Below are 25,475 nucleotides of genomic sequence, written 5' to 3'. Positions count from 1 at the left end.
CCCCTGACGTACGGCCCCTCGCTTAGGCTCGGGGTTCCTTCGCTCCGGCATTCATCCGGGGGCATCGCCTCCGGTCGGCTTCGCTCGACCTCCTCTCGATGTGTTCGGCTGCGCCGAACGGCGCTGCGCGCCTACCCCCCGGATGAACGCCTCCACTCAGCCTGCCGAGGGGGCGGGTGGATCAAGATCAAGAGCTGCAGGCGAGCTAACGCTCGGCCTGATGAGTGGTGAAGAGCATGGGTGTACGCAGCCCTGCTTTTGCTCTGCTCTTCTGTAGGAGCGGGCTTGCTCCGGGCGGCGTTCCGACGAAGGCGGCCTGACAGCCGACCTGAATCTGACGGATGTACCTCGGCCCTGTGGGAGCGAGCCTGCTCGCGATGGCGGCCTGCCAGCCGACCAATCTCTCGCAGATACATGCAAATCAACCTGTGGGAGCGGGCTTGCCCGCGAAGGCGGCCTGCCAGCCGACCAATCTCTCACAGGTATACCAAATCCCCTGTAGGAGCGAGCCTGCTCGCGATAGCGGCGGGCTAGTCAACACCCATGCTGGATGTGATGCCGCCATCGTCGGAACGCCGCCCGGACCAAGCTCGCTCCCACAGGGAAAATGCTGAGTTCTGACAGCTCTGTTTAAAAGCCGTCAGCCTGCATTCCTGAAAGCCACACCGCCTTGCGTCGTTGCCTACAACTACGCCAGAATCCGCCGGCTTGTGCGTCTTGTACCCGGTCCTTATCGTTTCGCGGTCGCTGCAAATTCAGCGACCGGGTTTAGCGACCTGACCAGGTATAAGCGCGACAAGGCTCCAGTCTCTATTGCACATGTTCGTGTGTTTGCAATTTTCGACATGGTGGCTGTGCGCGGGAGACCTTCGGGTCTGCCGGGTCTTATACCTCCCGGTTCGCTAACCTGCGTACAGCTGCCACCCTTACTTGTTTAGCGACGGGTCTGGTGGTTTCACTAGGTATAAAGGAGCTCCGCCATGTTCAAACCCACCCCGAATCCCCCGAAAGACTCCGCCTCACCACACAACCCCAGCCCGATGTTTGTCATCGCCCCCGACATCAACACCGAAACCCTGTTGGCCCACGCCTGCGAATCCCTTGCCTCGGCCAGCATCATGGCCAGTGACCTCGCGGGGTTTCTGCAAAGCCCTCATCGCAACGCGTTGCTGGGGATTGCGCAGATCATCATGTTGGGCGAGCTGGCGGTGAATCGGGCGCTGGATAATCTCGACCCGCAGGAATAACCGGGTAGAAGCAACAACAAATATACCTGTGGGAGCGAGCTTGCTCCGGGAGGCGTTCCGACGATTGCGGTGGGTCAGTCAACATCCATGCTGAATGTGATGCCGCCATCGTCGGAACGCCGCCCGGAGCAGGCTCGCTCCCACAGGGTTCTATGTCGTTTGGTCGATCTCGGTCTTCCCGTAAACAGAGCACGTACATTCAATTTTTCCTCCCCCTGTCCCGGCACTATCGAATCCAGTCCCGGCGCATGGGCGCCGGTGGTTTTTCATTTGTGCGGGTGGGCCATGGACGCTTCGCGACGCGATGATCGGGCGCAAGACTGGGGGCTGCTGTTCCTGCGGGTCAGCGGCGGATTGTTTCTGTTGTGGGTGCACGGTTTGCCCAAGCTGCTTCACTACAGTGCCGAGTTGCAAAACATTGAAGACCCTTTCCACCTGGGCGCGAACCTGACGCTGATACTGGCGATTTTCGCCGAGGTGGTGTGCCCGCTGCTGATCGTCGTCGGGTTGCTGGTGCGTCTGGCGTGTTTGCCTATTCTGTTTTTGCTATGGGTGTCGATGTTGCTCGTGCATCCGCAGTGGACCCTCTTCGAAGGCCAGTTCGGCTGGCTGTTGCTGATTGTGTTCACCAGCATTCTCATCGCCGGGCCGGGACGGCTCGCGCTCAATGTCCGTTTCGTCGGAGTCTTGCGTTATGTCTGATCTCAATCGCCGTGAGCCGGCAAGTCCGGGGCCTGATGAGGTGGTGACGCTGATCGTCAAACACCGGGTCAAGGCCGGTTTTGAAGTGCCTTATGAAGCCTGGCTGCGCAACATCGTCAAGGTGGCCGCGCAGAGTGTCGGGCATTTGGGCGTGGATGTGGTGCGCGGCAAGAACGCCGGCCTCGACACCTACACCTGCGTGCTGCGTTTTTGCTCCACCGAGGCGATGCAGCGCTGGCTCGATTCGCCGCAGCGCCAGGAGTTGGTCGACCAAGCCGCGCCGATGCTGGCCGATGGCGACCAGACCGAAGTCAATCCGGTCAACGAGTTCTGGTTCTCGCCCCAGGCCGAGGCCGGTACGCCACCGCCGCGCTGGAAGCAGGCCGTGGTGACGCTGCTGGTGATCCTGCCGCACACCTTGCTGGTGCCGCTGCTCTGGGGGCCGCTGTTGCAGCTCAACCCTCTACTTTCAAACTACGTGGTTGCCACGTTCCTGATCACCCTGACCATCGTGCTCTCGGTGGTTTACCTGTTCATGCCCATGGCAACGCGTCTGTTCGCGCCCTGGCTGTCTCCCGCCACATTGCACGAGGAACCGTGATGAACGCCGATCTGATTCTGTTCAATGGTCAATTTCATACCGTTGACCGCGAAAAACCGCTCGCCAGCGCCGTGGCGATCAGCGACGGGCGTTTTGTCGTGGTCGGCAGCGATGCTCAAGCCATGGCCCTGCGTGGCTCGAACACCCAGGTGATCGACCTCAAGGGCCGTTGCGTGATTCCCGGGCTCAACGACTCGCACTTGCACCTGATCCGCGGCGGCTTGAACTACAACCTGGAATTGCGCTGGGAAGGTGTGCCGTCCCTGGCCGATGCCCTGCGCATGCTCAAGGATCAGGCCGACCGTACGCCGACGCCGCAGTGGGTGCGGGTGGTCGGTGGCTGGAACGAATTCCAGTTCGCCGAGAAGCGCATGCCGACCCTGGCCGAGCTCAACCAGGCGGCACCGGACACGCCGGTGTTTGTCCTGCACCTGTACGACCGTGCCTTGCTCAACCGCGCCGCGTTGCGCGTAGCCGGTTACACCCGCGACACGCCGAACCCTCCGGGTGGCGAGATCGTGCGCGACGCCAATGGCGAGCCGACCGGCATGCTGGTGGCGCGGCCGAACGCGATGATTCTGTACTCGACCCTGGCCAAGGGGCCGAAGTTGCCGCTGGAATATCAGGTCAACTCGACCCGTCAGTTCATGCGGGAACTCAACCGCCTGGGCCTGACCAGCGCCATCGATGCCGGCGGTGGTTTCCAGAACTATCCGGACGATTATCAGGTGATCGAGCAGTTGGCGAAGGACGAGCAACTGACGGTGCGCATCGCCTACAACCTGTTCACCCAGAAGCCCAAGGAAGAGTTGACCGACTTCAAGAACTGGACCGGCAGCGTGAAGCTGCACCAGGGGGATGATTACCTTCGGCACAACGGTGCCGGGGAAATGCTGGTGTTCTCGGCGGCGGACTTCGAAGACTTCCTCGAACCGCGCCCGGACCTGCCGCAATCCATGGAAGCCGAACTGGAACCAGTGGTGCGCCATCTGGTCGAGCAACGCTGGCCGTTCCGTTTGCACGCCACCTACAACGAATCCATCAGCCGCATGCTCGATGTGTTCGAGAAGGTCAATCGCGACATTCCGTTCAACGGCTTGCCATGGTTTTTCGACCACGCCGAAACCATCACCCCGCAGAACATCGAGCGGGTGAGGGCGCTGGGTGGCGGCATTGCGATTCAGGATCGCATGGCGTTCCAGGGTGAATATTTCGTCGAGCGTTACGGAGCGAAAGCGGCCGAAGCCACGCCACCGATCAAACGCATGCTGGCCGAGGGCGTACCGGTCGGTGCCGGTACCGATGCGACGCGGGTGTCGAGTTACAACCCGTGGACTTCGCTGTACTGGATGGTCAGCGGTCGCACCGTCGGCGGCATGGAGTTGCACGCCGAAGGCTTGTCGCGCCTGACGGCGCTGGAACTGTTCACCCACGGCAGTGCCTGGTTCTCGTCGGAGCAGGGCAAAAAGGGCCAGATCAAGGTCGGGCAATTGGCCGACGTCGCCGCCCTCAGCGCGGACTTCTTCAGCGTCGATGAAGAGGCGATCAAGTGGATCGAGTCGGTGCTGACCGTGGTCGGCGGCAAAGTGGTGTACGGCGCCGGTGACTTCGAGAAGCTCGGACCAGCCAGTCTGCCGGTGCTGCCGGACTGGTCGCCGGTGGTGAAGGTGCCGGGCCACTGGCGCCCGACGTTGCCGATGCAGGCCCAGGTTCACCACTGCAGCGGGCCGTGCGCGGTGCATTCCCATAGCCATGAACGGGCGCGCCTGTCGAACGCACCGGTCAGCGATTTCGCCGGTTTCTGGGGCGCTTTTGGCTGTTCGTGTTTTGCCTTCTGACCCATTTAAAAAAAGCGTCGGCCCAACAGGTCGGCGCTGACTGCGACAACCATCCATCAAGGAGTTTCCAATGAGTAACGTTCCGTACAAACGCCTGAACAAAGACGATGCCGTGGTATTGCTGGTCGACCACCAGACCGGTCTGATCTCGCTGGTACAGGATTTCTCGCCCAACGAGTTCAAGAACAACGTGCTGGCGCTGGGTGACATCGCCAAGTTCTTCAAACTGCCGACCATCCTCACCACCAGTTTCGACAGTGGCCCGAACGGCCCGATCGTGCCTGAACTCAAGGCGCAGTTTCCGGACGCGCCGTTCATTGCACGTCCGGGCCAGATCAACGCCTGGGACAACGAAGACTTCGTCAAGGCGATCAAGGCCACCGGTCGCAAGCAACTCATCATCGCCGGTGTGGTGACCGACGTGTGCGTGGCGTTCCCGACCCTGTCGGCCATTGCCGAGGGCTTTGAGGTGTTTGTGGTGACCGACGCTTCCGGCACCTTCAACACCACCGTGCAACAAGCGGCGTGGGCGCGCATGTCGGCCGCCGGTGCACAGCTGCTGAACTGGTTCTCCGTGGCCTGCGAGCTGCAAGGCGACTGGCGCAATGACATGGAAGGCCTGGCCAACCTGCTGTCCGAGCGCCTGCCGAACTATCGCAACCTGATCAACAGCTACACGAAATTCACGGCCAAGTAAGACCTGTCAGTCAGCCCCATAACCTGTGGGAGCGGGCTTGCTCGCGAAGAGGGAGTATCAGTGACAACCATGTCGTCTGACACACCGCCTTCGCGAGCAAGCCCGCTCCCACAAGGTTTTGTGTGATCTGCTGATCAGCGACTCTGCAACCAACTCAAAAACCCTCCTCTCTTGACCACCACCGGCTTGGCCATCAACGCCATCCGGCTGTTCTGCTGGCGCACCGCTTGCAGCTTGTTCAACGCCCGGTCGACTTCCCGTCGTTGCGTCATGCAGTTGCGGGTCAGGGATTTGTCGAGGCGGTAGATGATGCTCGAGGTCATGGCGGTGAACCGTGCCTGGGACGGCGTGTCGGCGAGGATGCTTTGTTCGCCCATGACTTCACTCGGCCCCATGCGCCCGGCTTCGATCTGCGTGCTGCCGTCGGGGACAGTTGCGCTGACCACGCCGGTGGCGATAACGAACAGGCTGTCCGGTACCTCATCCAGATCCAGCACCACCTCACCGGCTGTGTATTGCTGCGCCACCATGTTCTGGGCCAGGCGATCCCGTTCCTCGGCGCTCAGGGAACGGAAGATTTTCACTTCATCGAGCAAGGCCCGTGCGCGGGTCGACGGCTCGATCACGCCATCGGGTTGCCGGGAAATGCCTGCCGCTTCGAGGTGCCGATGGGCCAGGTCGAACAGTTGATTACGCACTTCACCCTTTTTGCCCAATTCGGCGATGAAGCCGCTGGCCACGTATTCGGACATGGTTTCGCCGGCCTCCTTGAGCACGGCTTTCGGCGCCGGATCGAGCAGCAGACTGCTACTGCCCTGAAGGGTACGGTCCAAGGCATCGAGTACCCGACGCGGGCGAATGTGATTGGGCACCTGAATGCTGATCGACACGCCGTGCATATTGGTCGGGCGGCTGAGGTTGACGATCTTTGCCTTGGCCGCCACCGAGTTCGGCACCACAGCGGTGCTGCCGGCGCTGGTCAGCAGATGGGTGGCACGCCAATCGATGTCCAGCACCTTGCCTTCAATACCGTCGATGGAAACCCGGTCATCGACCTGGTACGGCTTGGTGGTGTTGAGCACGATGCCGGAGAACACGTCGCTCAAGGTGCTCTGCAATGCCAGACCCACCACGATGGCGACGACGCCGGAGGTCGCCAGCAAACCTTTCACTGGCAGTTCCAGCACGTAGCCGGCGCCGGCCACTACGGCAATCAGGAACACCAGTGCACCGATGACATCCTGCAACAGCCGGCCGCTATGTCCGATGCGTCGCATCAGGGCCAGGCCGATCACTTCGGTCAGCACCCGCGCGGCGTACAGCCACCAGAGAATCCCCAGTGCCGTGGCCCCCAGTTGTGCCACGCGATCATCGGCAAACAACGGCGCCTGCAACGGGCTGACGCCGGCGTTGATGATCACTGTGCTGAACAGCAGAAACAGCACCAGACGCACACCGACCCGGCTCACCCGATGCTTGAATGGCGCGAAGTGCCAGAGCAGGGCGTCGATGGCCAGCAGCAGGGTGCTCAGGGAGAGCAGGTGACCGAGGAGAAAGGACATGGGAATGCTCCGGTAGAAATGAGGTCGCGCAGGTGGAGAGCGTTTTTGTGGCGCGGGAGCTTTTTGTGGGAGCAAGCTCTCTCCCACAGAAAAGCCCTTCACCACACTGCCAGTATGCGGTGAAGGGTAGGGGCTCACTGCAAATGAGTCTTGAGCTCCAGCGCGGCCTGGCGCACTGCCGCCTTCACTTGCGGTATCTGGCTCAGCGGGTTGAGCAGGCCGAAGTCGTGGATCATGCCGTTGTAGCGTACCGAGGTCACCGGCACGCCCGCCGCATCGAGGTGGCGGGCATAACCTTCGCCTTCGTCGCGCAGCACGTCGAACTCGGCGGTCTGCACCAATGCGGCCGGCAAGCCTTTGAGCTGTTCGGTGCTGGCGTTGAGCGGCGAGGCATGAATTTGCGCACGTTCGCCGGCGTCGGTGGTGTAGTTGTCCCAGAACCACTTCATCATGTTTTGCGTCAGGAAGTGGCCTTCGGCAAATTGCTGGTACGACGCGTTATCGAACTGTGCGTTGGTCACTGACCACATCAGCAGTTGAAAACGCAGGGCCGGGGTTTTTTGTTCCTTGGCCATCAAGGCMACGACCGCCGCCATGTTGCCGCCGACGCTGTTGCCGGCCACGGCCAGGCGCTTGCCATCGACGCCGATCTCCTGGCCGTGTTCGGCCACCCAGCGGGTAGCGGCATAGGCCTGGTTGATCGCGGTCGGGTAATGCGCTTGCGGCGAGGGCGTGTAGTCGACGTACACCGCGACAGCGCCGGAACCCACCACCAGGTCACGAATCAGGCGCTGGTGAGTCGGGAAATCGCCCAGCACCCAACCGCCACCGTGGAAGAACATGAACACCGGCAACTCACCTTTGACCTTGGCCGGACGCACCACTTTGAGGTGAATGGTCTGCCCGTCGACCTTGATCGCTTTGTCGCTGACGTCGACGCCGGACAGGTCAACCTTCACCGACGCCTGGGCACCGGTCAGCACCGCRCGGGCATCTTTCGGGCTCAGTTGTTCAAGCGGTTTGCCACCGCCGGCGGCGAGGGCCTCGAGRAAGGCCTGGGTGTTGTGTTCGACACCCGGGCTGCCTGCGGCAAAAGCGTGCCGACGGCGAGGGTGAGGAGGGACGCGGTCAGGGTTTTCTGAACGAGGTTCATGGGTAAATCCTTTTTAACCAATTGAATTGAGTGTCTTGGGGGGGAGGTCGCTGCCGGCTCCGGGATTCAGGCTTCAGCGACACCGTGAGCACAGATTAATGGGGTGCCTGGAAGGGAAAAAGCATCTATAAAGTGTTTAACTGTCAACCGGGATGTGACAATGAACCCCTTCGAAGATATGCGTATTTTTTGCCAGGTCATGGACGCCGGCAGCTTCACCGCTGCCGCCGATCAACTGGGCCTGTCCAAGCAGTTTGTCAGTCGTCGTTTGATGCAACTTGAAGAACGCCTCGGCGTGCGTTTGCTCAATCGCTCGACCCGACGGCTGGATGTCACGCCCCTGGGGCAGAGTTATTACGAGTCAGCCCTGCGCCTGCTCAGCGAAGTCGAACAAGTGGAGCAGGGCATCGCCGGCCAGACCACCGAGCCACGGGGGACCATTCGTGTGAGTGCGCCGCTGTCGTTCGCACTGGCGCATCTGGGGTGCCTGTTGCCGGTGTTTTTGCAGCGCTATCGCGACGTGACGGTGGAGATGGATTTGAGCGATCGTCCCGTGGATTTGCTCGGTGAGGGCTACGACCTGGCGCTGCGCATCGGCACACTGGAAGACTCGACACTGATCGCCCGCCGCATTGCCTCCATTGAACGGGTGTACTGCGCCAGCCCCGCGTACCTGGCCGAACACGGCACACCGCACAAGCCTGACGATTTGCACGGTCACGACTGCCTGCCGTACGGCCATGGTCGACAGGTGCAATGGCGTTTTGCGGGGCAGGGCAAGCCATTGAGCGTCAATGTCAGCGGGCGGATGCGGGTCAACAACGGTGAATTGCTCAAGGACGCAGCGATCGCCGGCCTGGGGGTCACGTATTTGCCGACGTTCATTGTCGGTTCGGCGTTGAAGGATGGAAGGCTGGTGCAAGTGCTGGAGGATTTTCGCCCCGAACCGCTGACGCTGTCGGCGGTGTATCCGCAGCATCGTCAGAGTTCGCGGCCGGTACAGGCGCTGGTCGGGTTTTTGCGCGAGCGGCTGGATCGGTCTGAGGGAGGGGTGTAGAGCGGCTGGTTGTCTGACTCACATTGACCACTGCGGGAGCGAGCTTGCTCCGGGCGGCGTTCCGACGATGACATTCGATCATTCAACATTTCTGTTGTCTGACACACCGCCTTCGCGAGCAAGCCCGCTCCCACAGGGTTTTGTGTTGTATGGATTTCAGCGGGAATCAGGTCCTTTTGTCATCACCGGGCTCGGCGTGGATACCACGGTCATCGCCGGGCTCGCCATTGGCATGGACACCACGGTCATCGCCGGGTTCGCCATTGGCATGGACGCCGCGGTCATCACCGGGCTCGCCATTGGCATGGACGCCGCGGTCATCGCCGGGCTCGCCATTGGCATGAACGCCACGGTCGTCGCCGGGTTCATCATGGGTGCCGCTGCGTCCTGAGGACGAGGCCGATCCGGAGTGGCCCGAACCGCTGTTGGCACTGCCATGGCCACTGTTGCTGCCATGGTCGCCGCTATGGCCGCCGCCACCGCCACTACCACCGCCGCCGCCTCCACCACCGCTACCACCGCCGCCGCCACCGCCACTGCCTCCACCACCGCCGCCACCACCACTTCCGCCACCACCACCGCCACTACCCCCTTCCTTGGCCTGAGCACTGGAAACTCCGGACAGGCTGTCCGGAATCAATACGGTAGACGCCGACAGAACCGCGCCAATAGCTACTGCCAGTAAAAGCTTATTGATGAGCATGTCGTTCTCCGTCTTTTTATTCAGATTGGAACGTTGATGAACATTGCAATGTGCTGCTTTTTTTCCCGTGGGAACCTGATGAACAGTTCAACGCACCGATTTATTCGGCTGGAACGTTGAAAATGAATTCAATTTACAGCCGGGCCCTCTTCCCAAGGGTCAGTGAATGCTCGAGGCCAGTTCGAAAATCGGGATGTACATCAGGATCACGATCACCCCGATCAACAGGCCGATGAAGGTCATGAGAAGAGGCTCGAACAGGCGCACGAACCATTCGATCCAGCGGCTGATTTCTTCGTCGTAGAAGTCGGCGCTGCGCTCCATCATCTGCCCGAGGTTGCCGGACTGTTCGCCGGCGCGCAGCAGGCGCAGGGACACGGGGGTCACCAGGTGATTGAGTTCCAGCGCGGCAGAGAGCGATTGCCCCTCGCGCACCCGCTCGCAGGCCTGGTCCAGGCGCGCGCGGGAGGCGACGGAGAGCAAGCCACGGACCATGCCCATGGCGGTAACCAGGGGAATGCCGCCTTGCAGCAGAATCCCCAGCGAACGGTAGAAGCGCGCCAGTTCGTACATAAAGATGCGCTGATGCACTGCGGGGAGTTTTTCGATCAGGCGGTCCAGTCCCCGACGAAAGGCCGGTTGGCGCTGGAGAAGTGTGAGGGCGACGATGATGGCCAGCAAGCCACCGAAAAATTCGCCCTGGTGGGCGTGAAGGAACATGCCGCTACTCATCAGGATCTGCGACAACCAGGGCAGGTTCGACCCCAGCCCTTCGAACACCAGGCTGAAGCGCGGTACAACATAACCCATCAGAAACAACACCACGCCACCGCCCACCACCAGCAACAGCATGGGGTAGATCGACGCGCTGATGATCTTCTGGCGAACCTCGTCCATACGCTGGCGATAGCTGACATATCGGCCCAGGGCATCGCCCACGGCACCGGTCTTTTCACTGGACTGCACCAGCGCGATGTACAGCGGGGGGAAAACGGCCGACAGCTGGCTCAAGGCCTGGGAAAACGATTTGCCCTCGTAAAGCAAGCGCACCAGCTCGCTCAAGGTTTTGCGGGCTTGTGGCGCGGTCTCCTTTTCCGCCAGGCTTTCCAGCGCATCGATCAACGGCAGGCCGGCGTTGAGCAAGGTGGTCAGTTCCTGGCTGAACAACACCAGGTTGAACGTCTCGCGCTTGTGCAGACGCAACGCGCGCCAATGGCGCTCGGCGTGCAGGCTGACCACCCGCAGGCCCTGGTCTTCGGCGATGCGCCTGGCTTCGCTGTGCCCCGGTGCCTCGACGGTCATTGAAACGACACCGGCCTTGCCGACGGCTTTGAGATGAAAGCGCATGGTCGCCATTCCCGTCAGTTCCAGTTGGTGACTTCGGCGTTCTCGCCTTCGCCACCGGGCTGCCCGTCCTTGCCCATGGACAACAGGTCGTACTCGCTGTTTTCACCGGGATAGCGATAGGTGTAGTTATGGCCCCAAGGGTCTTGCGGGAGCTTTTTCTGCAGGTACGGGCCGGTCCAGTGCGGTTCGTCGGCAGGGGCAGTGACCAGCGCCTGCAAGCCTTGTTCGGTCGACGGGTAATGGCCGACCTCCAGGCGGTAAAGGTCCAGGGCCTTGCTCAAGCCTTCTATTTGCGCCTTGGCCACTTTCACTTCGGAACGACCGAGTTGGGCGAAATACTTCGGCGCCACGATGCCGGCCAACAACCCCAACACCACCAGCACCACCAGCAGTTCGAGCAGGGTGAACCCGTTTTGGGTTCGCCGGGCATGACACAGTCGCTGATTCATGATGACCTCCTACCGTCGGCAGCACAGTTGCTATGAAACTGCATGCAATTGCCATGCTCACGGTTGATACCCCTTCTGTACCCCTCGTGCTACGGGCCTTCTCACTTACGGCACAGTGCTTGCGTATGGCTGTTTCACGACTGGCCATTGGGGCAATTCCCCCAATTTTCGGGGCCGGGAAGGGGAGTTATAACAATGAAATTACTCACCACCGGGTTGCTGGGTCTTCTTGTGTTGACCGGCGCCGCACAGGCCGATGTGTTCGTTTCCGTGGACGCCAAAGGCAGCTATGTCCTGTCCAATGTCCACCGCCCCGGACGCCACTATGAACGGGTGATCCATGAGCCCGATGCGGCGGTCGTCAGCCTCGACCAACAACCGCAGATGATCGCCGCGCAACCCTATGCCGAGCTGGTGTCGGCGGCGGCCACGGCCAACGAACTGCCGGCAGCGCTGTTGCACGCGGTGATCAAGACCGAATCCAGATACAACGCCCGTGCCACCTCGCCCAAGGGCGCTCGCGGTCTGATGCAGCTGATGCCCGCCACCGCCCGCGAAATGGGGGTGACCAACGTCTACGACCCCAAGGCCAACATCCAGGGCGGCGCCCGCTATCTCAAACGCCTGATGACGATGTTCGACAACGATATCCGCCTCGCCGTCGCGGCCTATAACGCCGGCCCGCAAGCGGTGCTCAGCCGGGGCAACGTGGTCCCGCCGTTCGCCGAAACCCAGCGTTATGTGCCCAGTGTGCTGAACCAGTATCGGCGTTTGCAGGGGTTGTCCGCGGATGAGCCGCTGTGATCGAAACCCCGGGGCGGTTTTCCCCAATAGTGGGGAATAGTGGCCCCGGCGAAAAAGTGGGTGGATTGGGTGGGGAATATCCCCCGGCTTATCAAGTTGTGAATATAACCGGCTGATTAATAATGTATTTTTTTGTGGCACGCGGATTGCTCCAGACGAATTGTCGAGAAGCATTCCCTGATAACCCGAAGCGAGGCCCGAGTCCATGATCGGCATATCCCACGCTTCGTCCTTGATCAATTTGCTGCGGGTAGCTGCCGGCGATTGCCTGACCTTCAAGCTGCAGAACCTGCTGGCCTCCCTCCTGTGGGAGCAAGCTCGCTCCTGCAAGGGGCGGGCAAGGCAGGAACAGATCGGTAAAGAGGAATGATGTTATGGACAGGACCATCACATTCGCTGGCAGCGCGGTGATTCTCGGGATGGCCTTGATCGGGTTCGGGGTATGGCGGACTGCGCCCCCGACTGCGCTCAGCGAAGTCGCCTTGCCCGATACCTGGAGCGGCCGGACGCTGGAGCGTGACAGGGTTTCGGTGGCCCTTGATGTAAAGCCCCCGGCCAAAGGCGGTGTACTGCGTGAGGGTGGCGTTGCCGACGTGCAATTTCGTGTGACGGACAAAGCCCCCGGCCAACCCTTGTCTGGCGTCGCGCCGGGTGTTCGGGTCATGCCCGGCGATACCCACTAAGAGGAGACTGACATGAACCGATTCGCGCATCGCGGCCTGCTGACGTTCTGCCTGTTGGCCTTCGGTATCGACCAGGCGCTGGCTCACTCGGCGGACGAGCACGACATGGCGGCCAAAGAGGCCAGCCCGGAAACCGTCCGGATCAAGTTTGCCGACGTGACCCTGCTGGACGAGAACGGCAAGGTCGTCAGCCTGGAAAAAGACCTGGTGAGTAACAAGATCGTGGTCATGGGTTTCATCTACACCAGCTGCACCACGGTCTGTCCGGTGGTGTCCTCGATCATGGGCAAGGTGCAAAAACAGTTGGGCGCGCGGGTCGGCACCGAGGTGCAACTGGTGTCGATCAGCATCGACCCGCAGCGTGATGATCCCCAACGCCTGAGCGATTACGCCCGCACCTTCCAGCAGGGGCCGGGATGGAGCTGGCTGACCGGTTCGCCGCTTTCGGTCGATGCCACCCTCAAGGGCCTGGGCGCCTACAGCGGTGGCTTCGAGAACTACTCGCCGCTGATTCTGGTGGGGGACGGCAACAACCGTTTCTGGACCCGCTACTACGGTCTCACCGAACCGACGGAGCTGGCCCGGGCCGTCGAGAGGCTCAGAGGTGAACGCAACGCCCACGCCAAGCACACCGCCATCGCCATGGAGCATCAGCCATGAGCGCCATCGCCGGGGTCGCCCAGGGCGTCTGTTACTGCATTTTCAGTTCAATGGCATTTGCCCACGAAGGGCATGAGCTGGCCACGCCCGCTGCGCGACCGTCCACCGACACACCGTTGCAGGACCAGAACGGCATCACCTTTATCTCCCTTACCAGTGATCCGCTGCGGGACACCCCGGCGGTACTCAAGGCTTACACCTTGAAACAGGGCATCGATGGGCCCCACTGGTTTTTTCTTACCGGCGACAAGGTGCAAGTGGACCTTGTATTGGATCGCATCGGCCAGACCGTGCCGACCCCCGAACAGCACTCCACCCAGTTGATCGTCGGTGACGTGGCGAACAGGCGCTGGAGCAAAATCCGTCCCGATGCCCCGGCCACCGCCATTGCCCAGCGTTTGCAGTTGCTGACAATGCCCGTGGCCAGTCGCTGAGCCACGGCCATGAATACTGCCCTCGTCCTTGGCCTGTTGCTCTTCGGTGGCATCGCGCTCACCGCCCAGGCGCTGCCGCTGAGTCTCAGCGAAAGTGCCGGCAAGCGGCTGTACCACGAAGGCGTGTCGGCCAGCGGCGAGCCGATCATGGTCCGGGTCGGCGCATCGGGCATGCTGTTGCCGGCCACCGGCCTGCCGTGCGCCAATTGTCATGGCGAAGACGGCCTCGGGCACCCGGAAGGCGGGGTGCGACCGCCGGACCTGAGCTGGTCGAGGCTGGCCAACAGCAATGGCCAGCAGCACATCAACGGCCGCAGCTATCCGGCCTACAGCGACAGCACCCTGGCGCGGGCGGTGCAGGAGGGACGCGACCCCGGCAACAACCAGCTCGATCCGGCGATGCCACGGTTCGTGTTGTCGATGAACGATCAACGCAACCTCACGGCGTACCTCAAGCGCCTGGCCGAAGGCCGCGATCCGGGCCTGGCCCCCGACAGTCTGCACCTGGGCACATTGTTGCCGGGCTCCGGGCCATTGAGCGAGGAGGGCGCCACGGTGGCGGCGGTGCTCAATGGCTGCGTGGCGCTTATCAACGAGGCGGGCGGCATTCATGGCCGGCAGTTGCGCCTGACCATCCTCGACCCTGGCGCCGACCACGCCAGTGCCGAAAAGGCGCTGGACCAGTTGATCGATGAAGAGCAGGTGTTTGCCCTGATCGCACCGCTGGCGCCGGCATTGGACGTGGACTTCGCCGTGCGTCTGGAACAGGCCGGCATTCCCCTGATCGGGCCGCTGTCCTTGCAGGGCACGCCCCACGCCAGCCCGCAGATATTCGAACCGCTGCCGGGGCTTCGCGAGCAATTGATCGCCCTGGCCGACTACGCCGGTGCCAGCCTGCGGGTGCTGCAGGGACCGACGCTGATCGCCTATCCGGACGAGTCCGGCCAACGGCTGGCTGCGCAGGAACTCAGCCAGTACTTGCAGGGGCACGCCTGGCAAAAGGTGCGTCTGCAAGCCTACGACCCGACCGGGGATGATTTGCCCCTGGGGTCGCGCTCGGTGTTTTACCTGGGCAGCAGCAGCGGCTTCAGTCGTCTGGCCGAGCGCTTGCAAACGGCGGGGCAGGTGCCTTACCTGTTCGCCGCCTCGAACCAGGTGGCAGGCAATTTGATGCAGGTGCCCAGCGGATTTTCCCGGCGGGTGTTCCTGGCCTATCCGTTCGTGCCCAGCGACTGGACCCTGGCCGGGCGTCTGGCCTTGACCCGGTTGCGCGAACACCAGGGCCTCGGCGGCCAGCACGCGGTGCTGCAAGTGGGCGCGTTCAGTTCGATGATGCTGCTCAGCGAAGGCATGAAGCAGGCCGGGCGCAATGCCAGTCGCGAGAAGCTGGTCAGTGCCCTGGAAGGCCTGCGTGACTTCGATACCGGGCTGACGCCGCTGGTCAGCTTTGGTCCGGGCCGGCGCCTGGGCTTGAGCGGTGCCCATATCGTCACGGTGGATCTGCCGGGCCAGCGTTTCTATCTGGTCGCCCCCTATAAAAAACCCGTTGCTGCCACGCCCTGACCGGAGGCCGATGATGAAGCTCAACAGCTTGCTGGTCCTGCTGACGCTGTGGGTGCCCAAGGCGTGGTGCAGCAATGGCCCGGCCGCGGCACGGGTCAATGGCGGCGAAGTTTCGCGGTTGCGCCCGGTGCAGACGCTTCCACTGTCGAAAGCACGGGGCTACGCTTAACCGGAATGAGGGCGTCGGCGCCATTGCGCTCGCGCAATCGAATCGAGCGAGTTGACGATGAATAGGGGGGCCCAAAAGTGGGGGAAAAACGTCAATGCCAATCCGGTCGCTTTCCCCGTTTTTGGGGGATAGGATTTCTGTACAAGAAGGCATTGTTTTTTAATTCAAGGACATGAAGACCTAAAATTACCGGCGCTCAGCCTGGCATGAAGTGTGCGTTAGTCCTCTCAGGGCGCGCACTCCGTCAGGTTCAAAAACCGGACCTGCGGTTACAAGGAGTCCACCTTGTTGAACAAAATACTGGTTGTTGATGACGAACAGTTGCTGGCGGAAAACCTCCAGGGGTACCTGCAGGCGCAAGCACTGGAAGTCCGGATTGCCCACGACGGTGCGCAGGGAATCGCTGAAGCTGACGATTTCGCACCCGATGTGATGGTGTTCGATTACCGCTTGCCCGATATGGAAGGCTTTCAGGTGCTCGATGCCGTCCGCCGGAACAGGAAGTGTCATTTTGTGCTGATCACCGGGCACCCCACCGCGGAAGTTTGCGAGCGGGCCCGGCAACTGGGAGTCAGCCATATCCTGTTCAAACCGTTTCCATTGGTGGAGCTGGCCCGTGCAGTGCTTGATCTTCTGGGCAGGCAGCGCGAACCCAAAACGGGTGTGAGCACTTGCGAGGGATTCGTCGAACGACGCCAAAGCAAGAACGAGAGTTTCCCGCTGCAGTTGTACGACGGTAGTTGGGTGCTTGCTGATCGCCGAAAAAGTTCTTCGGCCTCCATGGCGCCAGACGACGAACAATTGCTGACCGGGGAGTAGTGGCGCGACAAGCCGTTCCGGCCCCCGCCGAAATTGCTCGTCGCGCCGACAGGGCTCTAAGCCCCGTGCGTTGGAGAGCAAGTCATGGACCGTCTATCCCTTGTCGTAGAACCGGCGCAACTGGAATGTGTACCGACTCGTTTTACCAGTGAACAACTGGCCCAGGCCCGAGCCCTGGCCACCAGTTCCGGCGAACGGATGCTGGATGCACTCGCAGCGTTGAGTGAACTGGCTCCCATGCCTTTCATCCAGTGCCTGGGCGTAACCCTGCATTACCCGGTGCTCGACACCGACAGCCTGTTCAGTTCCACCCCGGTGTTCGACCGGGTGACCCTGGCCCAATGCCTCAAGCGCGAATTCATCCTGCTGCGCCGTGACGATGCGGTCATCGGTGTGTTCGCCGACCCCTTCGACAGCGCACGCCTGGCCTGGATCGATGAATGCCTGCACGGCGCGCCGCTGTACCTGGTGCATGCCGATGACCTGAAGGCCTACCTGGCGCGTCACGAAGAAAGCTTCCATGCGGTGGAGTCGCTCAACGCCCAGAGCGACGCCGGCGCAGAAATCGATAACCTGCAAAGCCTGTCCCTGACCAGCATCAGCGAAGATTCCAGCGTGGTGGTCAAACTGGTCAACTCGACCCTGTACGACGCGCTGAAAATGCACGCCAGCGACATCCACCTCGGCACCACCGGCAGCGGCCTGGTGATCAAGTACCGGATCGATGGCGTGCTCAACAACATCAGCAAGATCCAGGGCAGCGAGTTCGCCGAGCAAGTGATTTCCCGGGTCAAGGTCATGGCCGAACTGGACATCGGCGAAAAACGCGTGCCCCAGGATGGCCGCTTCAAGATCGGCATCAGCGGCCGGCAGATCGACTTCCGGGTGTCGATCATGCCGAGCATTTTCGGCGAAGACGCGGTGCTGCGGGTACTCGACAAACAGGACCTGGCAGACAAGGTCTGCGGCGTGCAACTGCAGGCCCTGGGCTTTGAAGAAGAGACCCTGCGCCAGCTGCGCCGGCTGGCCGCCGAACCTTACGGCATGGTGCTGGTGACCGGGCCTACCGGTAGCGGCAAGACCACCACCCTGTACGCGATGATCACCGAGATCAACCACGGCGTGGACAAGATCATCACCATTGAAGACCCGGTGGAGTATCAACTGCCGGGTGTGCTGCAAATCCCCGTCAACGAGAAGAAAGGCCTGACCTTCGCCCGGGGCCTGCGCTCGATCCTGCGGCATGACCCGGACAAGATCATGGTCGGTGAAATCCGCGACCCGGACACCGCACAGATCGCCGTGCAATCGGCGCTCACCGGTCACCTGGTGTTCACCACCATCCACGCCAACAACGTGTTCGACGTGATCGGCCGATTCACCCAGATGGAAATCGATCCCTACAGCCTGGTCTCGGCGCTCAATGCCGTGCTGGCCCAGCGCTTGATCCGCCTGGTCTGTACCAGTTGCAGCAGCCCTTACAGCCCGACAGAAGAAGAGCTGGAAGTCTCGGGGCTCGATCGGCAAAAGGTCGCTCACTACCAGTTCGTCCACGGCAAGGGCTGCGGGCATTGCCGGGGCACCGGTTATCGCGGGCGTAGCGCGATTGCCGAGCTGCTGCACCTGGACGACGAATTGCGGCAAATGATCGTCGAGCGCCAACCGATCTCGAAAATCAAGGCCCATGCCTGCAAGCGTGGCTTGCGCCTGTTGCGCGAGTCGGCGCTGGAGATGGTGGAACAAGGCCGGACCACGCTCGAGGAGATCAATCGTGTCACATTTATCTCGTGAGCAATTTGTCGCCGTGCTCGGCGCCAGCGGTGTAGGTCTGGGGCAACGGCAAGGCAGTGCAACCCATTGGCTGGGCAGCGTCGGCTACATTGACGAAGGCTTCCAGGCCTGGACGGTGGCTCTCGACACCCTCGACCGTTTGTTGGCCGAACACACCGTTGCCAGGGCGGAACTGACCGTGGTGATCTCGGGGCACTTCAGCCGCTATTGCCTGGTGCCCTGGAGCGATCAGATCAGCAGCCCGGCCGAATTGCTCGCCTTCGCCCAACTGTGTTTCGAAGACATCTACGGTGCCCCGACGCAACCCTGGAGCCTGGTGCTCTCGGCCGAACCCGCCGGTTACGACCGCATCGCCACCGCGCTGCCACAGGACTTGCTCGAACGCCTGCGCGCCCTGGTCAATGCTCGCGGTTTGCGCCTGCGTTCGGTGCAGCCGTACCTGATGGCAGCGTTCAACCATTTCGATAAAAGCTTTGAGGCCGGGGACTTCCTGTTCGTGGTCGCCGAACCGGTGCGCAGTGTGTTGCTGCTGGCCCGGGAAGGGCGCTGGGCCTCGGTGCGTTCGGTCGGCAGCAGCGACAGCGATGCCGCACTGACCGCGCTGATCGGCCGTGAAAGCCAGTTGCAGGCTTCCACCAGCGAACGACCGTTGAATGTCTACCTGCATGCACCGGCGCGCATCGATTCGTATCCCGACGTGCCCGGTGTGCATCTGCGCACCCTTGAAGAAGACCGGACTGCCGTACGCGATTGCCTGTACGTCATGTCTCGGGCGGTGGCCTGACATGCGCCCCCTGATGCTCGACTTTCAGCCGCGCCGCCGTGCAGGTCCCTTGGGCTGGAGCCTGCTGGCCGGTGGCGTGGTGCTGACCCTGACTTGCGCTCTGGTGCAACAACACCTGAGCAACGAGGCCGAACAACAGCAAGGTCATCTGCAAACCACACAGCGGGTGCTCACCGGCGATACCGGCAGCAAGCTCAGCCTGACCCCGGCGCAAATTCGCGAGCAGGCGCAGAACCTGGCGGAAATGCGCAAGGTTTCCCAGCAGTTGCGCCGCCCCTGGGAGCGCCTGTTCGCCACCCTCGAAGCCATKCCGCGGGACAACATTGCCCTGCTGACCCTGACCCCGGACGCCCGCAAAGGTCAGGTGCGGATCAGTGCCGAGGCGCTGGACCTGGAGGCCATGCTCGATTTCCACCGCCGCCTCGAAGCCAGCGACGAGCTCTCCGACGTGTCGCTGCTGAGCCACGAAATTGTCGCCAACGTGCCGGAACACCCGGTGCAGTTCAGCCTGTCGGCTACCTGGGAGATCGGCGATGCAAATCCATAAATTGATCGTCCACGAATACCTGCAAGGCCTGGGCGTTCCGGGGCTGGCAGGGCTGGCCATGCTGGTGCTGGCGCTGAGCTATGGCCTGGTCGGGTTGCTGCCGGACTGGGAGTCGCTGCAAAGCCTCAGCCAGCAGACTCGCGAAGCCACCGAGTATCTGGCCAAGGTCGAAGACGGCAGCGTGGCTGCGCCGGTGGTGCCGCAGCGCCAGCTCGACGATTTCCGCAGTAAATTGCCGTCCCAGCCTCAGGCCACCTTGGCCATCGACAAGATCTACGCCCTGGCTGCCCAGGAACGCATCACCTTGTCCCGGGGTGAATATTCCCTGGGCGTGGACCCCAAGACGCACCTGGCCCGTTATCAGATTCTGCTGCCGGTACGTGGCAGCTATCCGCAACTGCGGCGTTTCCTGCACGCCTTGCTCGGCCAGTTGCCGGCGGTGGTGCTGGAGGATGTGGAGTTTCAGCGCAAGAACATCGCCGATACCGACCTGACCGGGCGGATCCGCATGACCCTTTACCTGTCGAGGTCATGATGAATACCAAACGAGTGGCGGGTTGGGTGGCGTTCTTGGGTGTAGCGGCAGCGCTCGCCTGGCTCCCCGAATACTTCAAACAGGCTGACGACAGTGACCCTGCGGTGGCCGTCGTGGCCACGCCAGCCAAGGTCAAGGCCCCTGGTGCAGTGGCGGCGGCATCGACCGCCGCTGCGGTAGCGCCGATCAAGGACCTGAGCCCGGCAGGCGACCTGTTCGCCGCCCGCAGCTGGAAAGCCGCGCCGGCCCTCGGCACCGTCACGGAACAACCGGTAGACGTTACTCCGGTGGTGCAAGTCCCCACAGCACCGCCGTTGCCCTTCCAGTTTGTCGGCAAGCTGGATGACCGTTCCGATCTGCAGGTGTTTTTGCAGAACGGCGAAAAAATATACGTCGTGCGCAAAGGGGATGTCATCGACCAAACCTGGCGGATCGAGCGGATTTCCAATGAGGAACTGAGCCTGGTCTACCTGCCGCTGCATTTATCTCAGACCTTGTCTGTGGGGAGTACGGAATGAACAAATCCCGTTTGCTGATGAGCCTGTGTCTCTGTGCAGGGCTGGCCGCGTGCAGTTCAGCGCAGGTTGCCAGGGATGAAGCTTCCGCCCTGATCGAATCGGGCCAGTACGAAGCCGGCCTGGCCCGCATCGAAGAGGGATTGCGTGAAAACCCTCGCGATACCGATCTGCACATGGCCCTCAACAACGCTCGGGCCCTCGCCGTGAAGGCGCTGCTGGCCCAGGCCGACATGGACCGGGCCCAGCGTAATTTCGCCGGGGCCCGCATGACTTACAGCCGGGTCTTTAACATCGAACCGAACAACCGTCGTGCCCAGGATGCCCTGCGCCAGCTCGACTATCTGCGCAGCATGGACGAGAAGCTCGAACTGGCCCGTGGCGACCTGCGTCGCGGTGACATCTACGGTGCCGACCGCCAGGTCAAACAGATTCTCGAGCTGGACCCGAAGAACGAGGGGGCTCTGGAACTGCAAGACAGCATCCGCCTGGTGCAGAGCCGCAACGTGGTGCCGTACCCGCAGTTGCGCACGCGCCTGGACCGGCCGGTGACCCTGGAGTTTCGCGAGGCCAACCTCAAAACCGTTTTCGAAGTGCTGTCCCAGGTCGCCGGCCTGAACTTCATCTTCGACAAGGATCTGCGCCCGGACATGAAAGCCACGATCTTCGTACGTGACGTACGTATCGAAGACGCCGTGGAGCTGCTGCTGCAACAGAACCAGTTGCATCAGAAAGTGGTGAATGAAAACACCTTGCTGATCTACCCGGACTCGCCGCAGAAGCTCAAGGATTATCAGGAGCTGGTGATGCGCACCTTCTACCTGACCAGCATCGATGCCAACACGGCGCTGAACATGATCAAGACCATGCTCAAGACCCGCGACGTGTTCGTTGATGAGCGCCTCAACACCCTGACCATGCGCGATACCGGGGATGCGGTGCGCATGGCGGAAAAACTCCTGCAATCCCAAGACCAGTCCAACCCGGAAGTGGTGCTGGAAGTGGAAGTGATGGAAGTCGCCCGCCAACGCATTCTCGACCTTGGCCTGCAATGGCCCAACACCTTCGGTGTGATCAACAGCGACGGCTCGCCAGTGTCCATTCTTGATCAACTCAAAGGCATCGACTCCAGCCGCATCACTATCTCGCCATCGCCACAGGCCAAGATCAACGCCCAGGACAAGGACATCAACACCCTGGCCAGCCCGGTGATTCGGGTGAGCAACCGCGAACAGGCGCGCATCCACATCGGTCAGCGCGTGCCGATCATCAGTGCCACCTCGGTGCCTTCGACCCAGGGCCCGGTGATCACCGAAAGCGTGACCTACCTTGACGTCGGTCTCAAGCTCGAAGTGCAACCCATCGTGCACCTGAACAACGAAGTGGCGATCAAGATCGCGCTGGAAGTCAGTAACGCCACGCCGCTGACGCCGACCGCTCAGGGCACCATTCCGGTCCAGGTCGATACCCGCAACGCCCAGACCACCTTGCGTCTGCATGACGGCGAAACCCAGATCCTCGCAGGGCTCGTGCGCAACGACCACGGCGCCACCGGCAACAAGATTCCCGGCCTGGGTGACATTCCCGGCCTGGGTCGCCTGTTCGGCAGCAACAAGGATGACGTGAGCAAATCCGAACTGGTGCTGTCGATCACTCCGCGGATCGTGCGCAACCTGCCGTACCAGAGCCCGTCGGACATGGAATTCCCGACCGGCACCGAAACCAGCATGCACATCCAGGCACCGGACCGCTCGATGAGCACGACGGTTCAGACCGGCCCCATGAGCGCCCCGATCGCCACCACCGTCACCGTTGGGAAGCCTTGATCATGAACGCCCCGCAACGCGGTTTCAGCCTGATAGAAGTCGTGGTGACGCTCGCCCTGGTCGGCCTGCTGGCCGGCATGGCCGCACCGCTGACCGAGACGGTGGTGCGCCGGGGCAAGGAGCAGGATTTGCGGACCGCGCTGTACGAGATCCGCGATGCCATCGACGCCTACAAACAGGCCTTCGACGCTGGCTACATCGAGAAGACGATCGACAGCAGCGGCTACCCGCCGAACCTGAAAGTGCTGGTCGATGGTGTGCGTGACACGCGCAGCGCCAAGGGCGCCAAGTTCTACTTCCTGCGGCGCATCCCCCGTGACCCGCTGGCAACCGTCAAGCGTGACGACGAGGGCGGCTGGGGCCTGCGTTCCTATGACAGTTCGGCTGAGAACCCACGGGAGGGCCAGGACGTCTTTGACGTTTACTCCAAGGTTCGGGGCAAGGGTCTCAACGGTATCGCCTACCGAGAGTGGTGAGCATATGCGTCGGCAAAAGGGTTTTACCCTGATTGAACTGATGGTGGTCTTGGCAATCATCGCGACCCTGATGACGATCGCCTTGCCACGCTACTTCAACAGCCTGGAGGCCTCCAAAGAGACCACCTTGCACCAGAGCCTGTCGTCCATGCGCGAGGCGCTGGATCACTACTATGGAGACACCGGGCGTTATCCCGATTCCATCGAACAGCTGGTCGAACTGCGCTACCTGCGAAGCCAGCCGCTGGACCCGATTGCCGAGCGCAAGGACACCTGGGTCATAGTCGCGCCACCGGATGGCGTGGCGGGCGGGGTGGCCGATATCAAGAGTGGAGCCAGCGGGAGGGCGCGTGATGGCAGCCTGTATTCCGAGTGGTAGGCCATCGGGTCAGGATGGCTTCACCTACCTGGGTGTGCTGTTTCTGATCGTCGTGATGGGCCTGGGCTTGGCCAGTGCCGGCGAGTTGTGGGCCACCGCTTCGCGCCGGGATCGGGAACACCAGTTGCTCTGGGTCGGAACGCAATATGCCAAGGCGTTGCGCAGCTATTACCGCAGTTCGCCCGGTATGGCGCAGTACCCGAAAGAACTCTCGGACCTGTTGCAGGACGAGCGTTTCCCGACGGCCAAACACCATATCCGGCAGCTGTATCCGGAGCCGATGACCGGTGGCGAATGGGAGCTGATACGCGGTATCGACGGCCGGATCAGCGGTGTGTACTGCCCGTCCACTGAGAAGCCGCTCAAGCAGGTGAATTTTCCCAGCCAGTGGTCGGACTTCAACGGCATGGCCAGTTACAAGGACTGGCAGTTCGTGGCCGAGAAAGCCTCCCTCGAAGACACCGGGGGGCCGCCGAAAGCACAGTCCTCCTCGCCCCAGGCGTTGCAGCCTTGAACCGCAGGAGCGAGCCTGCTCGCGATGGCGGCCTGCCAGCCGGGGTGTACACAACTCAAACTGTGGGAGCGGGCTTGCTCGCGAAGGCGGTGTGTCAGGCGGCGTGGATTTTTACGGGTGTACATATCCGTTTCTTCGGTAACGGCGGCCTAGGGTTTCGCCCTTACGGCGAGTCACTTTTTTTACAAGCGCCTAAAAAAAGTAACCCAAAAAACGCTCGCCCCTGACGTACGGCCCCTCGCTGAGGCTCGGGGTTCCTTCGCTCCGGCATTCATCCGGGGGCATCGCCTCCGGTCGGCTTCGCTCGACCTCCTCTCGATGTGTTCGGCTGCGCCGAACGGCGCTGCGCGCCTACCCCCGGATGAACGCCTCCACTCAGCCTGCCGAGGGGGCGGGTGGATCAAGATCAAGAGCTGCAGGCGAGCTAACGCTCGGCCTGATGAGTGGTGAAGAGCGTGGGTGTACGCAGCCCTGCTTTTGCTCTGCTCTTCTGTAGGAGCGAGCCTGCTCGCGATGGCGGCCTTACAGCCAACGACAATCCTCTGGCTCACACCAACAATGTGGCGAGGAGTTGTGGATGTCGGAGAAGGTTGTAGGACCAGGAGTTAGGCTACACCGTCTTGCGTCGTTGCCTACAACTACGACAGAATCCGCCGGCTTGTGGGCCTTGGACCCAGACTTTATCGTTGCCGGGTCGCTGCAAATTCAGCGATCGGGTTTCGCAGCCCGGGTTAATCAAGGCGCTCAGCGCCACCGTTTCCATACAGTTGGCGCTTTTGTTCGCCCACTGTTTTGCGTTATGGCGGCTGTGCGTGGGAGACTTTCGGGTCTGCCGGGTTCCTTGATTCCCGGTCTGCGAACCTGCGTATGGCTGCCACCTGCTTCGTTTCGCAGCGATTCGTGGCGGCTCCATCAATCAAGGAGCTTCACCATGGTCAAACCCACACCCAATCCCCCCGAATCAGAAACCAATAGTACCACTCACCGCGCTTCCAGCCTCCCTCTCAAACCCGCCATCCTCAAAAGCAACGCACCCCACAATCCCAGCACGATGTTTGTTATCGCCCCGAACATCGACACCGAAAACCTGTTGGCACACGCCTGTGAATCGCTGGCGTCGGCGAGCGTCATGGCCAGCGATTTCGCAACATTCCTGGATGGCCCGCAACGCAGCATGTTGTTGGGGATCCAGCAGGTGATCATGCTGGCGGACCTGGCGGTCAATCGTGCGCTGGATAATGTTGCTCCCCTGGACTAAGCGCTGAACCTTGTGGCGCGGGAGCCAGCTTCCTCGCCACAGAAAGTACATCAACTTCTGGATGCGTCCTACGCACACTTCGGAAACATCCTATATCAACCTTTTTTCCCGTCCTGAAAGCTGTCGAGCGCTTGAACGGGGATGGAAATGAAGCCTCCCCGAATGCCCCAGGGAGGTCCGTACTTGAACACCATTCTGCCCGTCTTCTTCGACCACAGCCGCCACAAACTGCAAGTCGACGGCCTCGACACTGCCCTCGACGTCCTCGCCTTCGAAGGCGAAGAACACCTCAGCCAGCCATTCACCTACACCATCGAATTCACCGCCAGCCACCTCGACCCACCTCGACCTCGGCGCCGGGC

The 25,475-nt window shown here is 61.7% G+C and carries 28 protein-coding genes and 1 pseudogene; 24 read left to right on the top strand and 5 right to left on the bottom strand.

What is annotated here, in order from left to right; translation table 11 throughout:
- Nucleotides 1–980: 980 nt before the first annotated feature.
- The 5 genes from AB4Z35_RS27170 (at nt 981) to ycaC (ending at nt 5,085) form a co-directional block, all read left to right on the top strand.
- Complete coding sequence (locus AB4Z35_RS27170) at nt 981–1,247, top strand: DUF6124 family protein (RefSeq protein WP_116263562.1); 267 nt, start codon at nt 981–983, stop codon at nt 1,245–1,247.
- 285 nt (nt 1,248–1,532) lie between these two features.
- Nucleotides 1,533–1,949, top strand: a complete 417-nt coding sequence (locus tag AB4Z35_RS27165) for a DoxX family protein (RefSeq protein WP_442100510.1) — start codon at nt 1,533–1,535, stop codon at nt 1,947–1,949.
- Nucleotides 1,942–2,550 (top strand): antibiotic biosynthesis monooxygenase, encoded by a 609-nt coding sequence (locus AB4Z35_RS27160; RefSeq protein ID WP_442100508.1) that lies wholly within the window; start codon nt 1,942–1,944, stop codon nt 2,548–2,550. The genes AB4Z35_RS27165 and AB4Z35_RS27160 overlap by 8 nt, the downstream gene beginning before the upstream one ends.
- A complete protein-coding gene (locus AB4Z35_RS27155) occupies nt 2,550–4,388 on the top strand; it encodes an amidohydrolase (RefSeq protein WP_442100507.1) in 1,839 nt (612 codons plus the stop codon). Before AB4Z35_RS27160 ends, AB4Z35_RS27155 begins: the two co-directional genes overlap by 1 nt.
- A 70-nt stretch (nt 4,389–4,458) precedes the next feature.
- Nucleotides 4,459–5,085 carry an isochorismate family cysteine hydrolase YcaC gene (gene ycaC / locus AB4Z35_RS27150; RefSeq protein ID WP_008004800.1) on the top strand — a complete coding sequence of 209 codons (627 nt, stop codon included), beginning with the start codon at nt 4,459–4,461 and terminating at the stop codon, nt 5,083–5,085.
- Between the two features lie 134 nt (nt 5,086–5,219).
- Here ycaC and AB4Z35_RS27145 read toward each other — a convergent pair whose 3' ends face one another.
- Together AB4Z35_RS27145 and AB4Z35_RS27140 are read right to left on the bottom strand one after the other, a co-directional pair.
- The gene (locus tag AB4Z35_RS27145; RefSeq protein ID WP_442100506.1) at nt 5,220–6,647 is read right to left on the bottom strand and encodes a mechanosensitive ion channel domain-containing protein; all 1,428 of its coding nucleotides are present in this window, start codon (nt 6,645–6,647) and stop codon (nt 5,220–5,222) included.
- Between the two features lie 134 nt (nt 6,648–6,781).
- Nucleotides 6,782–7,800 (bottom strand): annotated as a pseudogene (locus AB4Z35_RS27140) (alpha/beta hydrolase).
- Nucleotides 7,801–7,960: 160 nt separating this feature from the next.
- Here AB4Z35_RS27140 and AB4Z35_RS27135 point away from each other — a divergent pair.
- Nucleotides 7,961–8,857, top strand: a complete 897-nt coding sequence (locus AB4Z35_RS27135) for a LysR family transcriptional regulator (protein WP_442100505.1) — start codon at nt 7,961–7,963, stop codon at nt 8,855–8,857.
- A 166-nt stretch (nt 8,858–9,023) separates the two neighbouring features.
- On the opposite strand, the gene AB4Z35_RS27130 is transcribed toward AB4Z35_RS27135, so the two are convergent.
- The 3 genes from AB4Z35_RS27130 to gspG all read right to left on the bottom strand — a co-directional run bounded on the left by AB4Z35_RS27130 (nt 9,024) and on the right by gspG (nt 11,356).
- Complete coding sequence (locus tag AB4Z35_RS27130) at nt 9,024–9,560, bottom strand: hypothetical protein (RefSeq protein ID WP_442100504.1); 537 nt, start codon at nt 9,558–9,560, stop codon at nt 9,024–9,026.
- Between the two features lie 159 nt (nt 9,561–9,719).
- Nucleotides 9,720–10,907 (bottom strand): type II secretion system F family protein, encoded by a 1,188-nt coding sequence (locus AB4Z35_RS27125; protein WP_108231135.1) that lies wholly within the window; start codon nt 10,905–10,907, stop codon nt 9,720–9,722.
- Nucleotides 10,908–10,921: 14 nt separating this feature from the next.
- Entirely contained in the window at nt 10,922–11,356 is a 435-nt protein-coding gene (gene gspG / locus AB4Z35_RS27120; RefSeq protein WP_442100502.1) for a type II secretion system major pseudopilin GspG, read from the bottom strand.
- A 195-nt stretch (nt 11,357–11,551) separates the two neighbouring features.
- Between gspG and AB4Z35_RS27115 the strand changes: the two genes are divergently transcribed.
- From AB4Z35_RS27115 to AB4Z35_RS27030, 18 genes are all read left to right on the top strand, one after another.
- Nucleotides 11,552–12,160 (top strand): lytic transglycosylase domain-containing protein, encoded by a 609-nt coding sequence (locus AB4Z35_RS27115; protein ID WP_442100501.1) that lies wholly within the window; start codon nt 11,552–11,554, stop codon nt 12,158–12,160.
- Between the two features lie 205 nt (nt 12,161–12,365).
- Nucleotides 12,366–12,530: a hypothetical protein gene (locus tag AB4Z35_RS27110; RefSeq protein ID WP_442100500.1), complete on the top strand. Its 165-nt coding sequence runs from the start codon at nt 12,366–12,368 to the stop codon at nt 12,528–12,530.
- Between the two features lie 4 nt (nt 12,531–12,534).
- Nucleotides 12,535–12,843, top strand: a complete 309-nt coding sequence (locus AB4Z35_RS27105) for a hypothetical protein (protein WP_442100499.1) — start codon at nt 12,535–12,537, stop codon at nt 12,841–12,843.
- Nucleotides 12,844–12,855: 12 nt separating this feature from the next.
- Nucleotides 12,856–13,503, top strand: coding sequence for an SCO family protein (locus AB4Z35_RS27100; RefSeq protein WP_442100498.1), 648 nt, complete (start codon nt 12,856–12,858; stop codon nt 13,501–13,503).
- On the top strand, nt 13,500–13,937 hold the full coding sequence (locus AB4Z35_RS27095; RefSeq protein ID WP_442100497.1) for an SCO family protein: 438 nt from the start codon (nt 13,500–13,502) through the stop codon (nt 13,935–13,937). The genes AB4Z35_RS27100 and AB4Z35_RS27095 overlap by 4 nt, the downstream gene beginning before the upstream one ends.
- 9 nt (nt 13,938–13,946) lie before the next feature.
- A complete protein-coding gene (locus AB4Z35_RS27090) occupies nt 13,947–15,500 on the top strand; it encodes a cytochrome c/ABC transporter substrate-binding protein (RefSeq protein ID WP_442100495.1) in 1,554 nt (517 codons plus the stop codon).
- Between the two features lie 13 nt (nt 15,501–15,513).
- Nucleotides 15,514–15,669, top strand: a complete 156-nt coding sequence (locus AB4Z35_RS27085) for a hypothetical protein (RefSeq protein ID WP_442100494.1) — start codon at nt 15,514–15,516, stop codon at nt 15,667–15,669.
- Between the two features lie 285 nt (nt 15,670–15,954).
- The gene (locus tag AB4Z35_RS27080; protein WP_442100493.1) at nt 15,955–16,488 is read left to right on the top strand and encodes a response regulator; all 534 of its coding nucleotides are present in this window, start codon (nt 15,955–15,957) and stop codon (nt 16,486–16,488) included.
- Between the two features lie 84 nt (nt 16,489–16,572).
- Nucleotides 16,573–18,279 carry a GspE/PulE family protein gene (locus tag AB4Z35_RS27075; RefSeq protein ID WP_442100492.1) on the top strand — a complete coding sequence of 569 codons (1,707 nt, stop codon included), beginning with the start codon at nt 16,573–16,575 and terminating at the stop codon, nt 18,277–18,279.
- Entirely contained in the window at nt 18,260–19,063 is an 804-nt protein-coding gene (locus tag AB4Z35_RS27070) for a hypothetical protein (protein ID WP_442100491.1), read from the top strand. The genes AB4Z35_RS27075 and AB4Z35_RS27070 overlap by 20 nt, the downstream gene beginning before the upstream one ends.
- A 1-nt stretch (nt 19,064) precedes the next feature.
- Nucleotides 19,065–19,610, top strand: a complete 546-nt coding sequence (locus AB4Z35_RS27065; RefSeq protein ID WP_442100490.1) for a PilN domain-containing protein — start codon at nt 19,065–19,067, stop codon at nt 19,608–19,610.
- The gene (locus AB4Z35_RS27060; RefSeq protein ID WP_442100489.1) at nt 19,597–20,145 is read left to right on the top strand and encodes a pilus assembly protein PilO; all 549 of its coding nucleotides are present in this window, start codon (nt 19,597–19,599) and stop codon (nt 20,143–20,145) included. Before AB4Z35_RS27065 ends, AB4Z35_RS27060 begins: the two co-directional genes overlap by 14 nt.
- Complete coding sequence (locus tag AB4Z35_RS27055; protein ID WP_442100488.1) at nt 20,145–20,663, top strand: hypothetical protein; 519 nt, start codon at nt 20,145–20,147, stop codon at nt 20,661–20,663. Before AB4Z35_RS27060 ends, AB4Z35_RS27055 begins: the two co-directional genes overlap by 1 nt.
- Nucleotides 20,660–22,486 (top strand): secretin N-terminal domain-containing protein, encoded by a 1,827-nt coding sequence (locus AB4Z35_RS27050; RefSeq protein WP_442100486.1) that lies wholly within the window; start codon nt 20,660–20,662, stop codon nt 22,484–22,486. Before AB4Z35_RS27055 ends, AB4Z35_RS27050 begins: the two co-directional genes overlap by 4 nt.
- A 2-nt stretch (nt 22,487–22,488) precedes the next feature.
- Nucleotides 22,489–22,962: a type II secretion system protein gene (locus tag AB4Z35_RS27045; RefSeq protein ID WP_442100485.1), complete on the top strand. Its 474-nt coding sequence runs from the start codon at nt 22,489–22,491 to the stop codon at nt 22,960–22,962.
- A gap of 4 nt (nt 22,963–22,966) precedes the next feature.
- Complete coding sequence (locus tag AB4Z35_RS27040; protein ID WP_116263577.1) at nt 22,967–23,341, top strand: type II secretion system protein; 375 nt, start codon at nt 22,967–22,969, stop codon at nt 23,339–23,341.
- A complete protein-coding gene (locus AB4Z35_RS27035; RefSeq protein ID WP_442100484.1) occupies nt 23,316–23,855 on the top strand; it encodes a type II secretion system protein in 540 nt (179 codons plus the stop codon). The genes AB4Z35_RS27040 and AB4Z35_RS27035 overlap by 26 nt, the downstream gene beginning before the upstream one ends.
- A 931-nt stretch (nt 23,856–24,786) precedes the next feature.
- A complete protein-coding gene (locus AB4Z35_RS27030; RefSeq protein ID WP_442100483.1) occupies nt 24,787–25,113 on the top strand; it encodes a DUF6124 family protein in 327 nt (108 codons plus the stop codon).
- Nucleotides 25,114–25,475: the final 362 nt, after the last annotated feature.

This window comes from Pseudomonas sp. KB_15, assembly GCF_052114525.1.
Taxonomy (GTDB): domain Bacteria; phylum Pseudomonadota; class Gammaproteobacteria; order Pseudomonadales; family Pseudomonadaceae; genus Aquipseudomonas.
The sequence above is the reverse complement of the archived record's forward strand: the minus strand, read 5'-3'. Positions and strand labels throughout refer to the sequence as shown.

Bases quoted from the DNA above. Each gene is read 5' to 3' on its own strand.
- AB4Z35_RS27155 (WP_442100507.1), top strand. From the start codon at position 2,550: ATGAACGCCGATCTGATTCTGTTCAATGGTCAATTTCATACCGTTGAC.
- AB4Z35_RS27110 (WP_442100500.1), top strand. From the start codon at position 12,366: ATGATCGGCATATCCCACGCTTCGTCCTTGATCAATTTGCTGCGGGTA.
- AB4Z35_RS27055 (WP_442100488.1), top strand. From the start codon at position 20,145: ATGAATACCAAACGAGTGGCGGGTTGGGTGGCGTTCTTGGGTGTAGCG.
- AB4Z35_RS27115 (WP_442100501.1), top strand. From the start codon at position 11,552: ATGAAATTACTCACCACCGGGTTGCTGGGTCTTCTTGTGTTGACCGGC.
- AB4Z35_RS27045 (WP_442100485.1), top strand. From the start codon at position 22,489: ATGAACGCCCCGCAACGCGGTTTCAGCCTGATAGAAGTCGTGGTGACG.
- AB4Z35_RS27060 (WP_442100489.1), top strand. From the start codon at position 19,597: ATGCAAATCCATAAATTGATCGTCCACGAATACCTGCAAGGCCTGGGC.
- AB4Z35_RS27085 (WP_442100494.1), top strand. From the start codon at position 15,514: ATGAAGCTCAACAGCTTGCTGGTCCTGCTGACGCTGTGGGTGCCCAAG.
- AB4Z35_RS27035 (WP_442100484.1), top strand. From the start codon at position 23,316: ATGGCAGCCTGTATTCCGAGTGGTAGGCCATCGGGTCAGGATGGCTTC.
- AB4Z35_RS27105 (WP_442100499.1), top strand. From the start codon at position 12,535: ATGGACAGGACCATCACATTCGCTGGCAGCGCGGTGATTCTCGGGATG.
- AB4Z35_RS27130 (WP_442100504.1), bottom strand. From the start codon at position 9,560: ATGCTCATCAATAAGCTTTTACTGGCAGTAGCTATTGGCGCGGTTCTG.
- ycaC (WP_008004800.1), top strand. From the start codon at position 4,459: ATGAGTAACGTTCCGTACAAACGCCTGAACAAAGACGATGCCGTGGTA.
- AB4Z35_RS27090 (WP_442100495.1), top strand. From the start codon at position 13,947: ATGAATACTGCCCTCGTCCTTGGCCTGTTGCTCTTCGGTGGCATCGCG.
- AB4Z35_RS27050 (WP_442100486.1), top strand. From the start codon at position 20,660: ATGAACAAATCCCGTTTGCTGATGAGCCTGTGTCTCTGTGCAGGGCTG.
- AB4Z35_RS27170 (WP_116263562.1), top strand. From the start codon at position 981: ATGTTCAAACCCACCCCGAATCCCCCGAAAGACTCCGCCTCACCACAC.
- AB4Z35_RS27100 (WP_442100498.1), top strand. From the start codon at position 12,856: ATGAACCGATTCGCGCATCGCGGCCTGCTGACGTTCTGCCTGTTGGCC.
- AB4Z35_RS27030 (WP_442100483.1), top strand. From the start codon at position 24,787: ATGGTCAAACCCACACCCAATCCCCCCGAATCAGAAACCAATAGTACC.
- AB4Z35_RS27145 (WP_442100506.1), bottom strand. From the start codon at position 6,647: ATGTCCTTTCTCCTCGGTCACCTGCTCTCCCTGAGCACCCTGCTGCTG.
- AB4Z35_RS27040 (WP_116263577.1), top strand. From the start codon at position 22,967: ATGCGTCGGCAAAAGGGTTTTACCCTGATTGAACTGATGGTGGTCTTG.
- gspG (WP_442100502.1), bottom strand. From the start codon at position 11,356: ATGAATCAGCGACTGTGTCATGCCCGGCGAACCCAAAACGGGTTCACC.
- AB4Z35_RS27165 (WP_442100510.1), top strand. From the start codon at position 1,533: ATGGACGCTTCGCGACGCGATGATCGGGCGCAAGACTGGGGGCTGCTG.
- AB4Z35_RS27125 (WP_108231135.1), bottom strand. From the start codon at position 10,907: ATGCGCTTTCATCTCAAAGCCGTCGGCAAGGCCGGTGTCGTTTCAATG.
- AB4Z35_RS27135 (WP_442100505.1), top strand. From the start codon at position 7,961: ATGAACCCCTTCGAAGATATGCGTATTTTTTGCCAGGTCATGGACGCC.
- AB4Z35_RS27075 (WP_442100492.1), top strand. From the start codon at position 16,573: ATGGACCGTCTATCCCTTGTCGTAGAACCGGCGCAACTGGAATGTGTA.
- AB4Z35_RS27095 (WP_442100497.1), top strand. From the start codon at position 13,500: ATGAGCGCCATCGCCGGGGTCGCCCAGGGCGTCTGTTACTGCATTTTC.
- AB4Z35_RS27160 (WP_442100508.1), top strand. From the start codon at position 1,942: ATGTCTGATCTCAATCGCCGTGAGCCGGCAAGTCCGGGGCCTGATGAG.